Below are 15,577 nucleotides of genomic sequence, written 5' to 3' on the forward strand. Positions count from 1 at the left end.
GGCTGCGTGAATTCTTGCGGGCGGCGGGCCCTGCGCCTATTTCAGCTCGAATGGAGAGGCCCGGAACATGATCATTGACGCCGCCCGCGCTGCTTTCAGCCGGCTATTCAGCGCCGAATTCCGATCGGTTTTCTTCAAGACCCTCGGCCTGACGCTTCTCGTCCTTGTCGCGCTGTGGTTCGGGCTGAAGGAACTCTTCGACTGGCTGGCCCTGCCGTGGATCGACATGCTGCTGCCCGGCTTTCCGGACTGGGCGGGCTGGCTCGGACTGATTGCAGCCATTCTGGCCGGCATAGGGCTGGCGCTGGGGCTCGCGCTGCTGGTCGCACCTGTGACGGCTGTCATCGCCGGCCTGTTCCTCGACGATGTCGCGGCCGTCGTCGAGCAAAGCGACTACCCGGCCGACCCTCCCGGCCGCGCAATGCCGGTCATTCCGGCGATCATCATGTCGCTGAAATTCTTCAGCATAGTCGTTCTCGGCAATCTTGTCGCGCTGCTCCTGCTGCTTGTCCCCGGCGTCAACATCGGCGCGTTCTTCGTCGTCAACGGCTATCTGCTCGGGCGCGAATTCTTCGAATTCGCCGCCATGCGCTTTCGCCCGGAAGCCGAAGCCAAGGCGCTGCGCCGCCGCCACGCTGGAACGGTGTTCCTGGCCGGGCTGGTCATAGCGGCATTCCTGGCCGTGCCGCTGCTCAACCTTTTGACGCCGCTCTTCGCGGCGGCGATGATGGTGCATCTCCACAAGATGGTGTCGGCCGGCGATCCGGAGTTTCCCAAACCCGCCTCCGCTTCTGTCCGGCGCGCCACCTGAAATTCAGCGGAGCAGGAAGCCGCGCCCCAAAACATCGTCGTCCTCGACGCTGAATTCCGCCTTTCCGGAGTAGAACGCCCGGCCGCCGACCCGGGCGACGATCGCGTCGAGCGGGCCTGCCTTGGTCGTGCGAACGACCGCCCCGGTAAATTGCGAACCGACGATGCTTTCGAAAATCCGCGTCTCGCCGATGGCGATTTCCCCCTTGGCATGCATGGCAGCAAGGCGGGCGGTCACGCCCGAGCCGGTCGGCGAACGATCAACCTCGGCCTCGGCAAAGACGCAGACATTTTTGGTCGCGCGGCCGCCTGAGCCGTCTCCGCCATCTGTCAGGATCGTCCCGTAGAGGAAGGCAAGGTCGTCGTGATCGGGGTGCGACAGCGGGAATTCGGCCTTCAGCTTCTCCGTCAGTGCAGTCGCCGCATCGACGAAATCGCGGATGCGGTTGCGGCCGAATTCCAGGCCGAACTGCCGGCAATCTGCGAGCGCATAGAACGCGCCGCCATAGGCGATGTCGAACACGATCTCCCCAAAGCCTTGCAGATTCGCGGACCGGTCTTGTGCGACCAGAAATGCCGGCACGCTTTCGAACGACACGGCGCCCGCCCTGCCGTCCTTCACCTCTACCGATGCCACGACCATGCCGCACGGACACTCGACATTGACTGTGGTGACCGGCTCGCGGGCAGCGACAAGGCCCTGGTCGACGGCGTAGCGGCCGAGCGCGATGATGGCGTGGCCGCACATGGTGGAATAGCCCTCATTGTGCATGAACAGAACAGCCAGATCGGCGCCCGGCAGGTCCGGCTCGACCAGCAGCGCGCCGTACATGTCGTAGTGGCCGCGAGGCTCGAAGATCAGGATTTTCCGCAGATGGTCGAGATTGTCGCGCACGTAGGCACGCTTTTCGAGAATCGTGCCGCTCGGGATCGGCGGATAGCCGCCGGTGACGATCCTCAGCGGTTCGCCCCCGGTATGCATGTCGACGACGGTCAGTTTTTTCATGCCGCATGCATGAAGCGGCAACGCCGATTGTCAAGCGAAAGCGGCGCGGCAGCTCTTTCGAGCGCCTGCGCCGCCTCGTCCAGCCGCGAGAATGATCCGCAACTCGGCGGCCGAACCCGATGTCGCCGCCCTCGCCCTGGCGTCATGCAAAACGCGGACGAAGCGATTTCGTTCACGAATCCCGTCAGTTTTTGTCACGCTTGGAAAACAGCGCCTGGAGGTCGCCGAACGCGACGCCCTGCTTCGAAAATTCGAAGCTTCCGGCGTCGAGCATTTCCCGCGCCGCCTTCTCCAGCGCGCCGAAGGCGACTGTCGTCAGTTTCGAGCCGAGCGATATGCGCCGGGCGCCGACTTCAGCCAGCATCTTCACGGTGAAATTCGGTGTGGCCAGCACATTGACCGGCTTGCCGACGGCCGAGCAGACGGTCCGAATGGTTTCGATGTCGCCGATGCCGGGGGCGTAGAGCACGTCGGCGCCGGCTTTCTCGAATGCCTGCAGCCGCCTGATCGTGTCGTCTATGTCCGGGCGGTTCCGGAGGAAATTCTCGGCGCGCGCGGTGAACACGAAATCGCGCTTGAGCGATCGAGCCGCTTCGACCGCTGCCGTGACCCGCTCGACCGCCTGCGAAAACTCGTAGAGCTTGCCGGGATCGCCAGAATAATCCTCGATCGAACATCCAGCCAATCCCGCCGCTTCGGCCGCGAAGATCGTTTCGGCAGCGCTTTCCGGGCTGTCGCCCTTGCCGTTTTCCAGATCGGCCGATACCGGCAGATCGGTCGCCGCCACCAGTTCCCGGCAATGGTCGATCATCGCCTCGAAACCGACTCCGCCGTCCGGCAGGCCGCGCGAGAAGGCATAGCCCGCGCTCGTGGTCGCCAACGCCTTGAACCCCAGCGATGCCAGGAATTTCGCCGTACCGATGTCCCAAGGGTTGGGAATGACGAACGCACTGTTGTGCAGCTGTCTGAATGTGGCGCCCTTGTCCATGGTCGTACCTCCGATTGGCCGAGTCAGGCGGGACGGTAGTGCCGACGCAGCCACCGCGCAAAGCCGGAATCGGCGGGAGCCGGATCACTCCTGACATCTGCCGCCGACTGATGGCCGGGCGTCAGGCCGTCCCCGTAGAACCGAAGCCGCCGGCGCCGCGCGTTGTTGCGCCGGCAAGGCCGCGCTCCTCCGTCTCGAGCCGGGTCACGGGGGCGAAGACGATCTGGGCAATGCGCATGCCGCGAGTGACCGCAAAGGCCTCGTCGCCGTGATTGATCAGCAGCACCATGATCTCGCCGCGATAGTCGCTGTCGATTGTGCCGGGCGTATTGAGGCAGGTGATGCCATGCTTGAAAGCAAGGCCGGAGCGCGGACGTACCTGCCCCTCGAAACCGTCGGGAATTTCAAAGACGAGCCCGGTCGGCGCCAGCGCGCGCCTGCCGGGCAGGATAAGCAGTGGCCGGTCTTCCGGCACCGCCGCTCGCAAATCCATTCCGGCCGCACCGGCGGTCTCATAGGCCGGCAGCGGCAGATCTTCGCCGTGCGGCAGGCGGACGATGGCTAGCTTTGGTCGTTTTCGGTCCGGGCTTTTCATAATGCGGTTCTATCGTGCCGCGACGCCGCCACGTCAACCGGCCCGACGATCCGATCGGCGAATTTCCACCGCGCCACCTTCGTCTCCTTCATCGTCTTCCGTGGCAAGGCCGAACATCCCGCGGAGGCGGAGAAGGCGGCGACCCAAGCCCAAACATTTTTTCTGCTCGGCACTCATTCTCCTGACAGTCTTTGTCAGCAGGAGCGTGTAGCTTCCGTTCACGAGGACGAGGCGATGATGGCAGATTCGGCAGAGGCCGCTCCGGCGCTGAAGGAGATTTTCAACCGCGAGAGGCTCCGCCACATCGCAAAGGAAACCTCGGCCGTCTGGCCGCGCTTCGACGGCGAGCGCTTCTTGAAGCTGGCGACGGCCGGGCTCGATGAGTTGGGCATCATGCAGCGGATGCGCCAGACGGCCGTCAGCCTGCACGAGACACTGCCGCATGATTTTCCGGAAGCGCTGCCGATCCTGAAAGAACTCGCTCCGCGCATCGGCCACAGTTTTGCGGCGATAACCCTCTCGGAGTTCGTCGCTCTCTACGGACAAAAACATTTCGATCAGTCGCTCGGCGCGTTGAACTTCTTCACGCGCTTCGGTTCGTCGGAATTCGCTATCCGGCATTTTCTCGTCGCCGATTTTGACCGCACGATCACGGCAATGCGGGATTGGGCGGAGGACGAGAACGAACACGTCCGCCGGCTTGCCAGCGAGGGTTCGCGGCCTCGCCTTCCCTGGTCGTTTCAGTTGAAGAACCTCGTCGCTGACCCTTCTCCCACCGGCCCCATCCTCGAACGGCTGAAGGCCGATCTGAGCCTCTATGTGCGCAAGTCCGTCGCCAACCACCTGAACGATATCGGCAAGGACCATCCGGAACTCCTCGTCGAGCGCGTATCCGCATGGGATCTCGCAGACAGGCACACGGCCTGGATCGTGAAGCGCGCGCTGCGCACGCTGATCAAGAGAGGCGACAGCCGCGCGCTCGCGCTGATCGGCACGACGGGAAAGGCCGAGATCAGGGTCGAGGTCTTTGCCGTGGAGCCGGCAAGGATAAAACTCGGCGAGCGGATCACGGCCCGCGCAAAACTGCGATCGACGTCGAACACCGCGCAGCGGCTCGTCATCGACTATGCCGTCCACTACCACAAGAAGAACGGCATCTCGCGAAAAGTGTTCAAGCTCAAGGAGACGGAGCTTCCGCCGGGCCGGGAGTGCGAACTCGCGATCAGCCAGACTGTCAAGGATTTCACCACACGCAAGCACAATGCCGGCTTCCACCGCGTCGAGTTGGTGGTCAACGGTGATGTCGTGGCGGAGACTGGCTTCGATCTGGCGATCTAGCAAGCGACGTCAATGGCGACAGCGGCGTTCCTCGACATGGATGATGCGGATGGCTATATAGCCGGCCATCCACCGGAATCCTGACATGGCTGAAGACATCAAGCAGGCGGTAGCGCGCCGCCGCACCTTCGCGATCATCGCGCACCCCGACGCAGGCAAGACGACGCTGACCGAAAAGCTGCTGCTGTTCGGCGGCGCCATCCAGCTTGCCGGCGAGGTGAAGGCAAAGAAGGACCGCATCCAGACGCGCTCCGACTGGATGAAGATCGAGCGGGAACGCGGCATCTCGGTGGTCACTTCGGTGATGACCTTCGAGTACGACGACACGGTCTTCAACCTCCTCGACACGCCCGGCCACGAGGATTTCGCCGACGACACCTACCGCACGCTTTCGGCGGTCGACAGCGCCGTCATGGTGATCGACGCCGCCAAAGGCATCGAGCCGCGCACGCTGAAGCTGTTCGAGGTCTGCCGGCTGCGCGATATCCCGATCGTCACCTTCGTCAACAAGATGGACCGCGAAAGCCGTGACCCGTTCGAAATCCTCGACGAGATCGAGCAAAAGCTGGCGCTCGACACCGCCCCCATCACCTGGCCGATCGGCCGCGGCAAGACGTTTTCGGGTACCTACCACCTGGCGCAGAACGCCGTGCGCCGCGGTGACGCGGAGAAGGAGCGCACGCCGGTCAACGGTCCGGATTCCAACCGGGTTGCCGGCCTGCTGCCGGACAATGAACGCGAGGCCTTTATCGAGGAGCTGGAGCTTGCCCGCGGGGCATGCCGACCGTTCGACAATGACGCTTTCCGCGAAGGCAATCTGACGCCGGTCTATTTCGGCTCTGCGCTGCGCAATTACGGCGTACGTGACCTGATCGAGGCGCTGGCGGACTACGGCCCCGCGCCACGCGCGCAGGAAGCCGACACCCGCAAGGTCGAGGCGACCGAAAAGGACATGTCGGCCTTTGTCTTCAAGATCCAGGCCAATATGGATCCCAACCACCGCGACCGCATCGCCTTCGTTCGCGTCTGCTCGGGCAAGCTCGAGCGCGGCATGAAGGCGAAGCTGGTGCGCACCGGCAAGCCGATGAGCCTTTCGGCGCCGCAATTCTTCTTCGCCCGCACCCGCGTCACCGCCGACGAGGCCTATGCCGGCGACGTGGTCGGCATTCCCAACCATGGAACGCTTCGCATCGGTGACACGCTGACTGAGGGCGAGGATATCCTTTTCCGCGGTGTGCCGAATTTCGCGCCGGAGATACTGCGCCGCGTTCGCCTCGGCGACGCCATGAAGGCCAAGAAACTGAAGGAGGCGCTGCACCAGATGGCCGAGGAAGGCGTAGTGCAATTGTTTTCGCCGGAGGACGGTTCACCGGCGATTGTCGGCGTTGTCGGCGCGCTGCAGCTTGACGTGCTGAAGGAGCGGCTCAAGATTGAATACCAGCTTCCGGTAGACTTCGAGATGTCTCGCTTTTCGATCTGCCGCTGGATCGCAGCTGACAGCTCGGCCGAGCTTAACCGCTTCATCGAAGCGCATCGCGGCGACATCGCCCGTGACCTCGACGACGACCCGGTCTTCCTGGCGCAGCACGCGTTTTCGCTGAACTATGAAGCGGAGCGCTGGAAGGCGATCCGCTTCACCGCCGTGAAGGACTATCAGGTTCGCGAGGCGGCGTAAGGCTCAGAAGGCCGGCAGTACAGGCACGTCGCGGCTGATGTGAATCTGGTCGACGATGCCCCATTCCCTCGCCTCCTCGGCGGTCATGAAGTGGTCGCGGTCGAGCTTGCGTTCGACCTCGTCGTAGCTCCTGCCGCAGTGTTTGGCATAGTGCTCATTCAGCCGGCGCTTGGTTTTGACGACGTCTTCGGCGTGGCGCTCGATATCCGAGGCTTGCCCCTGAAACCCACCTGAAGGCTGGTGAACCAATATGCTCGAATTGGGCAGCGCCGAGCGCAGGCCGGGTTCTCCGGCCATCAGCAAGAACGCGCCCATGGACCGAGCGGTACCCATGCACAGCGTCGCGACCGGGCTCGAGATGAACTGCATGGTGTCGTAGATCGCCAGTCCACTGGTGACGACGCCGCCCGGCGAATTGATATACATGGAGATCTGCTTCTTGGGGTTCTCCGATTCCAGGAACAGAAGCTGGGCGCAGATCAGCGACGCCATACCGTCCTCGACCGTACCGGTCACGAAGACGATGCGCTCGCGCAGGAGCCGCGAGAATATGTCGAAGGAGCGTTCGCCGCGGTTCGATTGCTCGACGACCATAGGGACGAGATTCATCATGTCGCGCATGCGCGAGTTCCTTTCGAGATAGCGATTGATCGTTGGTTAGGCGGCGGCGCGCATCAGCACATTGCCATTGGCGGCAGGGGCGCGAATACGCGGACGGGCCTCTGCCGCAACATGCACCAGCCTAAGCCAGGTACCGCCATTTGCGGTCGGCCACAGTTCGAAGGTGACGGTGCTGTCCTCCAGTCCGGCTTCGGCGCCGTCTTCGCGCAGGCCATAGCGGAGCATTTCGTGCGGCCTAGATTCGATCGTCTCGATCTCGGAAAAGCGGACGGCATCTGGCTCGCTATCCTCAGTCGAGCCGCTGGTGGGCAACCATTCCGCCAGAAGCTCGGGCACGGTCAGCGCCCGCCAGACCTTTTCAGGCGAGGCGTCGAGTTCGCATTCGAATGTCACGGCTTCATCCGGCTTCGGCGGAGGCGTCATTGGTCCATCTCCTTGAGCAGCGTCTTCAGCCTGTCGATACGCTCCGGCCAGAAGGCGCGGTGGCGCCCAAGCCAGTCGTGCAGCGGCGACAGGCCGGCGGCGCGGATGCGGTAACGAACGTTGCGGCCGCTGCGCTCTTCGCTGATCAGCCCCGCCTGGCGCAGCACGGCAAGATGCTGCGATACGGCCGGCTGCGACATGTCCAGTCCGACGCGGATTTCAGTGGCGTTGAGTTCGCCGCCGGCGAGCCGCTCCAGCACCGCGCGGCGCGTCGGATCAGCCAATGCTCGAAAAATGTCTGTCTCGCTCATGCCAACAGATAAGCATTTACTTATCGGTTAGGCAAGTCAATATTTTTGCCCACGTGGGCAACGGCCAAAACAAACGGGAGCAGGATCGCTCCTGCCCCCGTTCGCCCGCCCCACCCCTGTGGAACTTGTAATCCGCTAAAGTTTTGTCCAGGCCGCATTCTTCTTCGATGACCTGACGCAGGCCTCGACGAATGCCACGCCTTCGACGCCGTCCTGCACGGTCGGGAAAATCACGTCGCGGGGCGGCTTGCCGTTCTTCTTGCGCGCGGCGCGAATGGCCCTGGCCGCTTCCGCATAGATATTGGCGAAGCCTTCGAGATAGCCTTCCGGATGGCCGGACGGGACGCGGCTGACCCGGGCGGCAGCCGGGCTTGCCCCGGCGCCGGCGCGGGTAATCAGTTGCTTGGGCTGACCGAACGGCGTGTACCAGAGATAGTTCGGGTCGGCCTGCACCCATTCGATGCCGCCCTTGGTCCCGTAGACGCGAAGCTTCAGCCCGTTTTCATGACCCGGCGCGACCTGGCTCGCCCAGATCATGCCCTTGGCTCCGGAAGCGAAGCGCAGCATGACATGGGCGTTGTCGTCGAGCTGGCGTCCCGGCACGAAGGCGTCGAGATCGGCCGACAGACTGTCGAGTTCGAGTCCGGTGACGAAGCGCGCGAGATTGTAGGCGTGGGTGCCGATGTCGCCGGTGGCCCCGCCGGCGCCGGACTGCTTCGGATCAGAGCGCCACGCCGCCTGCTTCTGGCCGGTCGCGGCCAGATCCTCGGTCAGCCAGTCCTGCGGATATTCCGCCTGGACGACGCGGATTTCGCCGAGCAGCCCTTTCTGGACCATCTCGCGCGCTTGCCGCACCATCGGATAAGCGGTGTAGTTATGTGTCAGCACGAACACCTTGCCGGTCTTTTCCACCAGTGCCGCAAGCTTCTTCGCATCGGCCAGGGTAGATGTCAGCGGCTTGTCGCAGACCACATGGATGCCGGCTTCGAGGAAGGCCTTCGCAGCCGGATAGTGGACATGGTTTGGCGTGACGATCGCGACGGCCTCGATGCCATCCGGCCGTTTCGCCTCGGCCTTCGCCATTTCCTGGAACGAGGCATAGTTGCGCGCCGGATCGAGGCCGATCTCAGCGCCTGACGCCCTGGCGCGTTCCGGGTCTGACGACAGCGCGCCGGCCACGAGCTGGAACTCGCCGTCCATCCTCGCCGCGATGCGGTGCACCGCGCCGATGAAGGCGCCTTGCCCGCCGCCGACCATGCCGTAGCGGATCGGTCCGGATGCGGTTTCAGTCTTGGATGCGCCGACCATAATGTTCCCTCTCAATAAACTGTCCGCTGCTTCTTATTCCCGGCCGCCTCGGCCAAAAGTCGCAGCCTGCCGCAATCGATTTTCCTCGGAAGAATCCCCGATCCGGTGGCTGGATGAGGAGGCGCCCCCCGGCTAACCTCCTCATCCGCCGCCCAGCGCCCCCTCGCTAGCCCTCGATGCCCATTACCTTTCGCAGCGCCGCCCGGTCCGGCTTTGCGCCGGCGAAGTCGTCGAATGCCCTTTCCGTCACCCGGATGATATGATGCTGGATGAAGGGCGCTCCTTCGGCCGCGCCGTCCTCCGGATGCTTCAGGCAGCATTCCCATTCGAGCACTGCCCAGCTGTCGTAGTCGTACTGCGCGAGTTTTGAGAAAATGCCGTTGAAATCCACCTGTCCGTCGCCGAGCGAGCGGAAACGGGCGGCGCGGTTGACCCAGCCCTGATACCCCGAATAGACACCCTGCCGTCCGTCTGGGTTGAACTCGGCATCCTTGACGTGGAAGGCTTTTATGCGTTCGTGATAGATGTCGATGAAAGCAAGATAGTCGAGCTGCTGCAGCAGGAAATGCGAGGGATCGTAGTTGATGTTGCAGCGCTTGTGACCGCCAACCGCGTCGAGGAACATCTCGAAAGTCGCGCCATCGAACACATCCTCGCCGGGATGAATCTCGTAGCCGACATCGACGCCGGCATCGTCATAGGCATCGAGGATCGGCTTCCAGCGCTTGCCTAGCTCGGCGAACGCCTCCTCGATCAGGCCTGCCGGGCGCTGCGGCCAAGGGTAGAGATAGGGGAAGGCGAGCGCGCCGGTAAACGACACCGACGCCTTGAGGCCGAGATTCTTCGAAGCCTTCGCCCCGAACATCATCTGCTCGACCGCCCATTGCTGGCGCGCCTTGGGATTGCCATGCACCTCGGCGGGAGCGAAGCCGTCAAACTGGCTGTCATAAGCCGGATGCACCGCCACGAGCTGGCCCTGGAGATGCGTCGACAGTTCGGTGATTTCGACGCCGGCCTCGGCGCACACGCCCTTCACCTCGTCGCAATAATCCTTAGAACCGGCCGCTTTTTTGAGGTCGAAAAGGCGGCCGTCCCAGGTCGGGATCTGGACGCCCTTGTAGCCCAGCCCTGCGGCCCATTCGGCTATGCTCTTCAGCGAATTGAAAGGAGCCGCGTCACCCGCGAATTGCGCCAGAAATATCCCCGGACCCTTCATAGTCGCCGCCATGCGTTGTTCCCTTCCAATCAAGCCAGCAAATTTCCTTGACGGCCCGCAACAGGCCGGGTCATTCGCAACAATGAGATCAAATGCGTTCTCGATTACCTTCTGGTAATACCAAATCCTGCGAGCCGGTCAAGCCAGCTATTCTTGGGAGATGGCGCCGACGAGATAGGCACGGTTCCATTATTTTCCTTTATTTTCCGCTACTTGACCATAGGCAAGTAGCCCGTCTAGGCTCGCCTTGCGGCAGCATTCGAAATACGTTAGATATCGCTCTATACCCAATTGGTAGAACCAGTTCGTCTGATCGGCTGGCGTGCCGTTCGGGGAGGAAATCATGCCTTCACCGCATGGTGAAGCAATGCAGGCGAATTTCTGGGAGAGAGTACCATGCACCTTTCGACGCATAACTGGATGCGGGCCGAACCGCTGGAAGTGACCCTCAAGCGGATCAAGAAGTTCGGTTACGAGTCGATCGAGATTTCCGGCGAGCCTGAACAGTACAAGCCGGCCGAGACGCGCAAGCTCTTGAAGGAACACGGCATACGCTGCTGGGGCGCGGTCACGCTGATGCTCGGCGAGCGCAACCTTGCCGCCAGGGATCAGGGCCAGCGCGAGCGTTCGGTGCAGTACGTCAAGGACGTGCTGACCATGGTGCGCGAACTGGACGGCGAGATCATCACGCTGGTGCCCGCAACCGTTGGCAAAGTGGTGCCCGATGGTACCGAGGAAGAAGAATGGACGTGGGTGGTGGACGCCACCCGCGAATGCTTCGCTCACGCCAAGAAGGTCGGCGTCAAGGTAGCCATCGAGCCGCTCAACCGGTTCGAGACCTACCTCTTCAACCGTGGCGAACAGGCGTTGGCGCTGGCCGATGCGGTCAGCCCTGAATGCGGCGTCTGCCTCGACGCATACCACCTTCACATGGAGGAGTTCGATGTCGAGGAGGCCATCCGCAAGGCCGGCAAGCGATTGTTCGACTTCCACATCGCCGACAACAACCGTTTCGCCGCCGGGCTAGGGACGATCGACTGGAAGAAAATCGTCGGCGTACTGAAAGACGTCGGCTATGACGGCGCGCTCACCAACGAATTCGTCGCGCCGGTCGACCGCACTCCGGCCAACCGCTATCCGGATATGGTCGAGCGCAATCCCGTCGATATCTCGCCCGAGCAGTTGAAGTTCATCCAGGACCACGGCTCCAGCGTGCTGACGGAAAAGTTCTACACCGACCAGATGCGCATCACGGCGGAAACCATCCTGCCGCTGATCAGGTAAGGGGCGAAGGTCCCGGCATCCGGATGCGCATCAAACAGGTCCAAGCCTGGTGGGTCAGGGTGCCCATCGAAGCAAGTCGTCAGCATCGCAGCGATTTCGGGCAGGTGCGGACGTTCGACGCCGCCATCCTGCGTGTCGAAACCGATGACGGGCTGGTCGGATGGGGAGAGGGCAAGAACGCCGCGGGCAGCGCCGGCTCCTATGGCGCGCTCGTTCACATGCTCAACCATGAGGTCGGGCCTCAGCTGGTCGGCCTGCACGCCGGCGATATCGGCGTCATCTGGGAAATGCTCTACAACGGCGTACGCCACGAAACCGCGGCGGCGTCGGGCCATGCAATGCCACAACTCGCCCGGCGCGGCTTGTCGATCGCCGCGATCAGCGCGGTCGACATCGCTCTGTGGGACATTCTCGGCAAGTCGCTCGGCCAGCCGGTCTGGCAGTTGCTCGGCGGCCGCAAACTCGACCGCATGCCGACCTATGCGTCGGGCGGCTGGGCGCCTGTCGATAAGATCGGCGATCAGCTTAAATCCTATATCCAAGAGGGCGGCTTCAAGGCGGTCAAGATGCGTGTCGGCGCGATGGACGGCGCCCCGTACGTGTCCGCTGCCCGCGTTCGCGCCGCGCGCGCCGCGTTGGGGCCGGAAGTCGAGCTGATGGTTGACGCCCACGGCACCTATACGGTCGCCGACGCCAAACGCTTCGCGCAAATGGTCTCGGACTGCAATCTCGCCTGGTTCGAGGAGCCGGTGATCGCCGACGACAAGACCGGCATGGCGGAAGTGCGAGCGGCATCCAGCGTTCCCGTCGCCGTCGGCGAAAGCGAGGCGACACGCTACGCATTCCGCGACCTTGCCGTCCTGAAAGCAGCGGACATCTTCCAGCCCGATCCAGCTTTCTGCGGCGGCATAAGCGAGGCGATGAAGATCGGGACGATCGCCAGCGCGTTCAATCTGCGCCTGGCGCCGCACCTGTGGGCCGGAGCGCCCTGCTTCTTCGCCGGCCTGCACGTCTGCGCCGCGTCGCCGGCCAGCTTCACCGTCGAATACTCGGTTGGGGCCAATCCGATGATCCACGACCTCGTCGAGGAGACGGTCAGCGCCAAAGACGGTATGATCGCCATCCCGGACTCTCCCGGCCTGGGCTTCACGGTCTCCGAACGTTTCCTGAAGGCCCACGCACAGAGCGCGCGACAATGAAAGACAAGAACCTGCTCGCCGAACTGGCCGCCTACCTGTTCTCCTGCTCGAACTCCGAAACCGGACGCACCCCGTCGGAACGGGAACTCGCGGACCATTTTTCGGTGAGCCGCGGCCAGATCCGCGAGGCGCTGGCGATACTGGAAGCCATGCGCATCGTCGAAAGGCGCGCAAAGTCCGGCATTTACCTGACCACGCGACAGGCCAGCGTCGAAGCCATGGCGCTGTTTGCCAAGGCCGGCGTGCCGCTCGACCCGATCCAGATCTACGAGACGGTCGAACTCCGCAAGATACACGAGATCAAGGCGGCGGAGCTCGCCTGCAGCAGGGCCACGGAGGAGAATTACGAGCGCCTGCGCGAGATCCTGCGCGCTTCCGAGGAGCGGCTCGCGGCAGGCGAGGGCCTCTCCAAGGAAGACCGGGACTTCCACCTGGAGATCGTGCGGGCCACCAAGAACAGCGTCTTCCACAAGGTCTGCAGCGTCTACTACGTGATGGGCGAGCAGAGGCTACCGATCTATTTCAACGACCCGGCGCGCGGGCAGAGATCGCATGCCGAGCACCTGCAGATTTTCGACGCGCTGCTCAAACGCGACGGCAATCTCGCTCAGGCGCTGATGAGCGCACATCTGCAGGGCGCGGAGAGCTACTGGAAGGGCCTGATCAGCGGCATGGGAGCGGAACAGCCCGATCCGACGAAGGAACCTGCCTGAACCATGGCGATCATCTTTTCCACGCATGGACTGCATCCCAAGGCAACGGACATGCTGTCCAGCGCAGGCGACTTCGTCATCGCATCGGCGCTGGACACCGAGACCCTGACGCGGGAAGCGGCAAACGCCGAGATCGTCATCGTGCGCGCGCCGTTGCCGCCGTCGCTGTTCGAGCGAGCGCCGGCACTTCGCGCCGCAATCCGGCACGGCGCGGGCCTCGACATGATTCCCGTCGAGGCCGCGACGAAAGCTGGCGTGCTGGTCGCCAACGTGCCCGGCGTCAATGCGCGCTCCGTCGCCGAGCATGTCTTCCTGGTGACGCTGGCCCTACTCCGGCGATTTCGCGCGACAGACCGCGACCTGCGGTCAAAGGGCTGGCTCGCCGGGCGTGAGCACGCCAATTCGGCCAACGAACTGGCCGGCCGCACTGTTGGCATTGTCGGCATGGGCAATGTCGGAACGGAGGTCGCCCGCATCGCACATTTCGGTTTTGGCCTGGAGGTGATCGCCAACACCCGCGACCGCAGGAACCTGCCCGAGAACGTGGCTTTCGCCGCCGTCGACGATCTGGTCCGGCAAAGCGATATCATCGTGCTATGCTGCCCGCTGACCTTGGAAACGACCGGATTGATCAGCCAGGATCGCATCCGGCAAATGAAGCCGGACGCATTACTGGTCAATGTCTCGCGCGGCCCCGTCATCGACGACGCCGCTCTGCTCAAAGCGTTGGCCGGGCGTGAAATCGGCGGCGCGGCGCTGGACGTTTTCGCCACGCAGCCGCTGCCGTCCAACCATCCGTATTTCTCCTTCGACAATGTGATTGTCACGCCGCACCTGGCCGGCATCACCGAGGAAAGCATGATGCGCATGGGCGTCGGCGCGGCCGAGGAGGCGGTCCGGGTGCTCGACGGCGGGCTCCCGGTCAATCTCTGCAATCCCGAAGCAGTCGAACACTACGGGCGACGATTTCCCACCTGATCCCGACCCGCGCGAGCCTGGTTCGTCAAGGCATGCGCTATTTCCGCGCCGGCCCTTCCCGTTCCGCCGATTTGGCCCATAGATTGATGTTGGCGTCGCGGGCGTGCTGGTCGATCTCGGCCAACTCCTGGTCACTGAAGTCAGGCGCCTTCAGCGCGCCGACGCAGTCCTCGACCTGCTCGGGGCGGCTGGCGCCGATCAGCGCCGACGTGACGCGGCCCTTGCGCAACACCCAGGCCAGCGCCATCTGGGCGAGCGTCTGCCCGCGATTCTCTGCGATCGCGTTCAATGCGCGGATGTTGGAAAGCGTCCGGTCGTTGAGGAAGGTCTGCCTGAGCGATTTGCCCTGCGCAGCGCGGCTATCCTGCGGAATGCCGTCGAGATATTTGGCGGTCAGCATGCCCTGCGCCAGCGGCGAGAACACGATCGAGCCGACGCCGATCCCGTCCAGCGTGTCGAGCAGCCCGTCATCCTCAACCCAGCGATTGATCATCGAATAGCTGGGCTGGTGGATCAGGAGCGGCGTGCCGAGTTCGCGCAATATCGCGGCCGCCTCGCGCGTACGCTGCGAATTGTAGGATGAGATGCCGGCATAAAGCGCCTTGCCCGACCGGACCGCCTGGTCCAGCGCCATCATGGTTTCTTCCAGCGGCGTCTCGGGATCGAAGCGATGCGAGTAGAAGATGTCGACATAGTCGAGGCCCATGCGCTTAAGGCTCTGGTCGAGACTCGCCAGCACATATTTGCGGCTGCCCCACTCGCCATAGGGCCCGGGCCACATGTCGTAGCCGGCCTTGGTCGAAATGATCATCTGATCGCGAAGACCGGCAAAATCGGTGCGCAATATCTCGCCGAAAGCGATCTCGGCCGAGCCCGGCGGCGGACCGTAATTGTTGGCGAGATCGAAATGGGTGATGCCGAGATCGAAGGCCTTGCGGCAGATCGCGAGCTTGGTGCGATGCGGCGTGTCCTCGCCGAAATTGTGCCACAGGCCAAGCGAGATCGCGGGCAGCTTCAGCCCGGATTTTCCGCAGCGGTTGTAGCGCATGGTTTCATAGCGGTTCTCGGCCGGATGCCATGTCATGATCTTGTCCTCGGTAAACAGCGGGGAG

The 15,577-nt window shown here is 63.2% G+C and carries 16 protein-coding genes; 7 read left to right on the forward strand and 9 right to left on the reverse strand.

Annotation, left to right across the window (positions count from 1 at the left end):
- The first annotated feature begins 67 nt into the window (after positions 1-67).
- Positions 68-811, forward strand: coding sequence for a sulfate transporter family protein (locus tag MAXJ12_RS03170; protein WP_008834313.1), 744 nt, complete (start codon positions 68-70; stop codon positions 809-811).
- Between the two features lie 3 nt (positions 812-814).
- On the opposite strand, the gene MAXJ12_RS03175 is transcribed toward MAXJ12_RS03170, so the two are convergent.
- From MAXJ12_RS03175 to dut, 3 genes are all read right to left on the reverse strand, one after another.
- Positions 815-1,816: a proline racemase family protein gene (locus MAXJ12_RS03175; RefSeq protein WP_040584753.1), complete on the reverse strand. Its 1,002-nt coding sequence runs from the start codon at positions 1,814-1,816 to the stop codon at positions 815-817.
- A 184-nt stretch (positions 1,817-2,000) separates the two neighbouring features.
- Positions 2,001-2,804 (reverse strand): isocitrate lyase/PEP mutase family protein, encoded by an 804-nt coding sequence (locus MAXJ12_RS03180; protein WP_008834315.1) that lies wholly within the window; start codon positions 2,802-2,804, stop codon positions 2,001-2,003.
- A gap of 121 nt (positions 2,805-2,925) precedes the next feature.
- Positions 2,926-3,399, reverse strand: coding sequence for a dUTP diphosphatase (gene dut / locus MAXJ12_RS03185; protein ID WP_008834316.1), 474 nt, complete (start codon positions 3,397-3,399; stop codon positions 2,926-2,928).
- A 234-nt stretch (positions 3,400-3,633) separates the two neighbouring features.
- Between dut and MAXJ12_RS03190 the strand changes: the two genes are divergently transcribed.
- Together MAXJ12_RS03190 and MAXJ12_RS03195 are read left to right on the forward strand one after the other, a co-directional pair.
- Positions 3,634-4,737 carry a DNA alkylation repair protein gene (locus tag MAXJ12_RS03190; RefSeq protein WP_008834318.1) on the forward strand — a complete coding sequence of 368 codons (1,104 nt, stop codon included), beginning with the start codon at positions 3,634-3,636 and terminating at the stop codon, positions 4,735-4,737.
- Positions 4,738-4,822: 85 nt separating this feature from the next.
- Complete coding sequence (locus tag MAXJ12_RS03195; RefSeq protein ID WP_008834319.1) at positions 4,823-6,412, forward strand: peptide chain release factor 3; 1,590 nt, start codon at positions 4,823-4,825, stop codon at positions 6,410-6,412.
- A 3-nt stretch (positions 6,413-6,415) separates the two neighbouring features.
- On the opposite strand, the gene MAXJ12_RS03200 is transcribed toward MAXJ12_RS03195, so the two are convergent.
- From MAXJ12_RS03200 to MAXJ12_RS03220, 5 genes are all read right to left on the reverse strand, one after another.
- Positions 6,416-7,033: an ATP-dependent Clp protease proteolytic subunit gene (locus MAXJ12_RS03200; RefSeq protein ID WP_040584711.1), complete on the reverse strand. Its 618-nt coding sequence runs from the start codon at positions 7,031-7,033 to the stop codon at positions 6,416-6,418.
- Between the two features lie 36 nt (positions 7,034-7,069).
- Positions 7,070-7,456 (reverse strand): SRPBCC family protein, encoded by a 387-nt coding sequence (locus MAXJ12_RS03205; RefSeq protein WP_008834321.1) that lies wholly within the window; start codon positions 7,454-7,456, stop codon positions 7,070-7,072.
- The gene (locus MAXJ12_RS03210) at positions 7,453-7,767 is read right to left on the reverse strand and encodes an ArsR/SmtB family transcription factor (RefSeq protein ID WP_008834322.1); all 315 of its coding nucleotides are present in this window, start codon (positions 7,765-7,767) and stop codon (positions 7,453-7,455) included. Before MAXJ12_RS03210 ends, MAXJ12_RS03205 begins: the two co-directional genes overlap by 4 nt.
- Before the next feature lie 135 nt (positions 7,768-7,902).
- Positions 7,903-9,075: a Gfo/Idh/MocA family protein gene (locus tag MAXJ12_RS03215; protein ID WP_008834323.1), complete on the reverse strand. Its 1,173-nt coding sequence runs from the start codon at positions 9,073-9,075 to the stop codon at positions 7,903-7,905.
- Between the two features lie 166 nt (positions 9,076-9,241).
- Positions 9,242-10,303 carry a sugar phosphate isomerase/epimerase family protein gene (locus MAXJ12_RS03220; RefSeq protein WP_008834324.1) on the reverse strand — a complete coding sequence of 354 codons (1,062 nt, stop codon included), beginning with the start codon at positions 10,301-10,303 and terminating at the stop codon, positions 9,242-9,244.
- A gap of 384 nt (positions 10,304-10,687) precedes the next feature.
- On the opposite strand from MAXJ12_RS03220, the gene MAXJ12_RS03225 reads away from it, so the two are divergent.
- The 4 genes from MAXJ12_RS03225 to MAXJ12_RS03240 are packed head-to-tail and all read left to right on the forward strand — an operon-like array spanning position 10,688 to position 14,465.
- Positions 10,688-11,575, forward strand: coding sequence for a sugar phosphate isomerase/epimerase family protein (locus tag MAXJ12_RS03225; RefSeq protein ID WP_008834325.1), 888 nt, complete (start codon positions 10,688-10,690; stop codon positions 11,573-11,575).
- A 23-nt stretch (positions 11,576-11,598) separates the two neighbouring features.
- Positions 11,599-12,774 (forward strand): mandelate racemase/muconate lactonizing enzyme family protein, encoded by a 1,176-nt coding sequence (locus MAXJ12_RS03230; RefSeq protein WP_008834326.1) that lies wholly within the window; start codon positions 11,599-11,601, stop codon positions 12,772-12,774.
- A complete protein-coding gene (locus tag MAXJ12_RS03235) occupies positions 12,771-13,487 on the forward strand; it encodes a FadR/GntR family transcriptional regulator (RefSeq protein ID WP_008834327.1) in 717 nt (238 codons plus the stop codon). Before MAXJ12_RS03230 ends, MAXJ12_RS03235 begins: the two co-directional genes overlap by 4 nt.
- Positions 13,488-13,490: 3 nt before the next feature.
- On the forward strand, positions 13,491-14,465 hold the full coding sequence (locus MAXJ12_RS03240; protein ID WP_008834328.1) for an NAD(P)-dependent oxidoreductase: 975 nt from the start codon (positions 13,491-13,493) through the stop codon (positions 14,463-14,465).
- Positions 14,466-14,502: 37 nt separating this feature from the next.
- Here MAXJ12_RS03240 and mgrA read toward each other — a convergent pair whose 3' ends face one another.
- On the reverse strand, positions 14,503-15,549 hold the full coding sequence (gene mgrA / locus MAXJ12_RS03245) for an L-glyceraldehyde 3-phosphate reductase (protein WP_008834329.1): 1,047 nt from the start codon (positions 15,547-15,549) through the stop codon (positions 14,503-14,505).
- Positions 15,550-15,577 lie beyond the last annotated feature (28 nt).

Source organism: Mesorhizobium alhagi CCNWXJ12-2, assembly GCF_000236565.1.
In the GTDB taxonomy this organism is placed as follows: Bacteria; Pseudomonadota; Alphaproteobacteria; order Rhizobiales; family Rhizobiaceae; genus Allomesorhizobium; species Allomesorhizobium alhagi.

Bases quoted from the DNA above. Each gene is read 5' to 3' on its own strand.
- MAXJ12_RS03170 (WP_008834313.1), top strand. From the start codon at position 68: ATGATCATTGACGCCGCCCGCGCTGCTTTCAGCCGGCTATTCAGCGCC.
- MAXJ12_RS03175 (WP_040584753.1), bottom strand. From the start codon at position 1,816: ATGAAAAAACTGACCGTCGTCGACATGCATACCGGGGGCGAACCGCTG.
- MAXJ12_RS03180 (WP_008834315.1), bottom strand. From the start codon at position 2,804: ATGGACAAGGGCGCCACATTCAGACAGCTGCACAACAGTGCGTTCGTC.
- dut (WP_008834316.1), bottom strand. From the start codon at position 3,399: ATGAAAAGCCCGGACCGAAAACGACCAAAGCTAGCCATCGTCCGCCTG.
- MAXJ12_RS03190 (WP_008834318.1), top strand. From the start codon at position 3,634: ATGATGGCAGATTCGGCAGAGGCCGCTCCGGCGCTGAAGGAGATTTTC.
- MAXJ12_RS03195 (WP_008834319.1), top strand. From the start codon at position 4,823: ATGGCTGAAGACATCAAGCAGGCGGTAGCGCGCCGCCGCACCTTCGCG.
- MAXJ12_RS03200 (WP_040584711.1), bottom strand. From the start codon at position 7,033: ATGCGCGACATGATGAATCTCGTCCCTATGGTCGTCGAGCAATCGAAC.
- MAXJ12_RS03205 (WP_008834321.1), bottom strand. From the start codon at position 7,456: ATGACGCCTCCGCCGAAGCCGGATGAAGCCGTGACATTCGAATGCGAA.
- MAXJ12_RS03210 (WP_008834322.1), bottom strand. From the start codon at position 7,767: ATGAGCGAGACAGACATTTTTCGAGCATTGGCTGATCCGACGCGCCGC.
- MAXJ12_RS03215 (WP_008834323.1), bottom strand. From the start codon at position 9,075: ATGGTCGGCGCATCCAAGACTGAAACCGCATCCGGACCGATCCGCTAC.
- MAXJ12_RS03220 (WP_008834324.1), bottom strand. From the start codon at position 10,303: ATGGCGGCGACTATGAAGGGTCCGGGGATATTTCTGGCGCAATTCGCG.
- MAXJ12_RS03225 (WP_008834325.1), top strand. From the start codon at position 10,688: ATGCACCTTTCGACGCATAACTGGATGCGGGCCGAACCGCTGGAAGTG.
- MAXJ12_RS03230 (WP_008834326.1), top strand. From the start codon at position 11,599: ATGCGCATCAAACAGGTCCAAGCCTGGTGGGTCAGGGTGCCCATCGAA.
- MAXJ12_RS03235 (WP_008834327.1), top strand. From the start codon at position 12,771: ATGAAAGACAAGAACCTGCTCGCCGAACTGGCCGCCTACCTGTTCTCC.
- MAXJ12_RS03240 (WP_008834328.1), top strand. From the start codon at position 13,491: ATGGCGATCATCTTTTCCACGCATGGACTGCATCCCAAGGCAACGGAC.
- mgrA (WP_008834329.1), bottom strand. From the start codon at position 15,549: ATGACATGGCATCCGGCCGAGAACCGCTATGAAACCATGCGCTACAAC.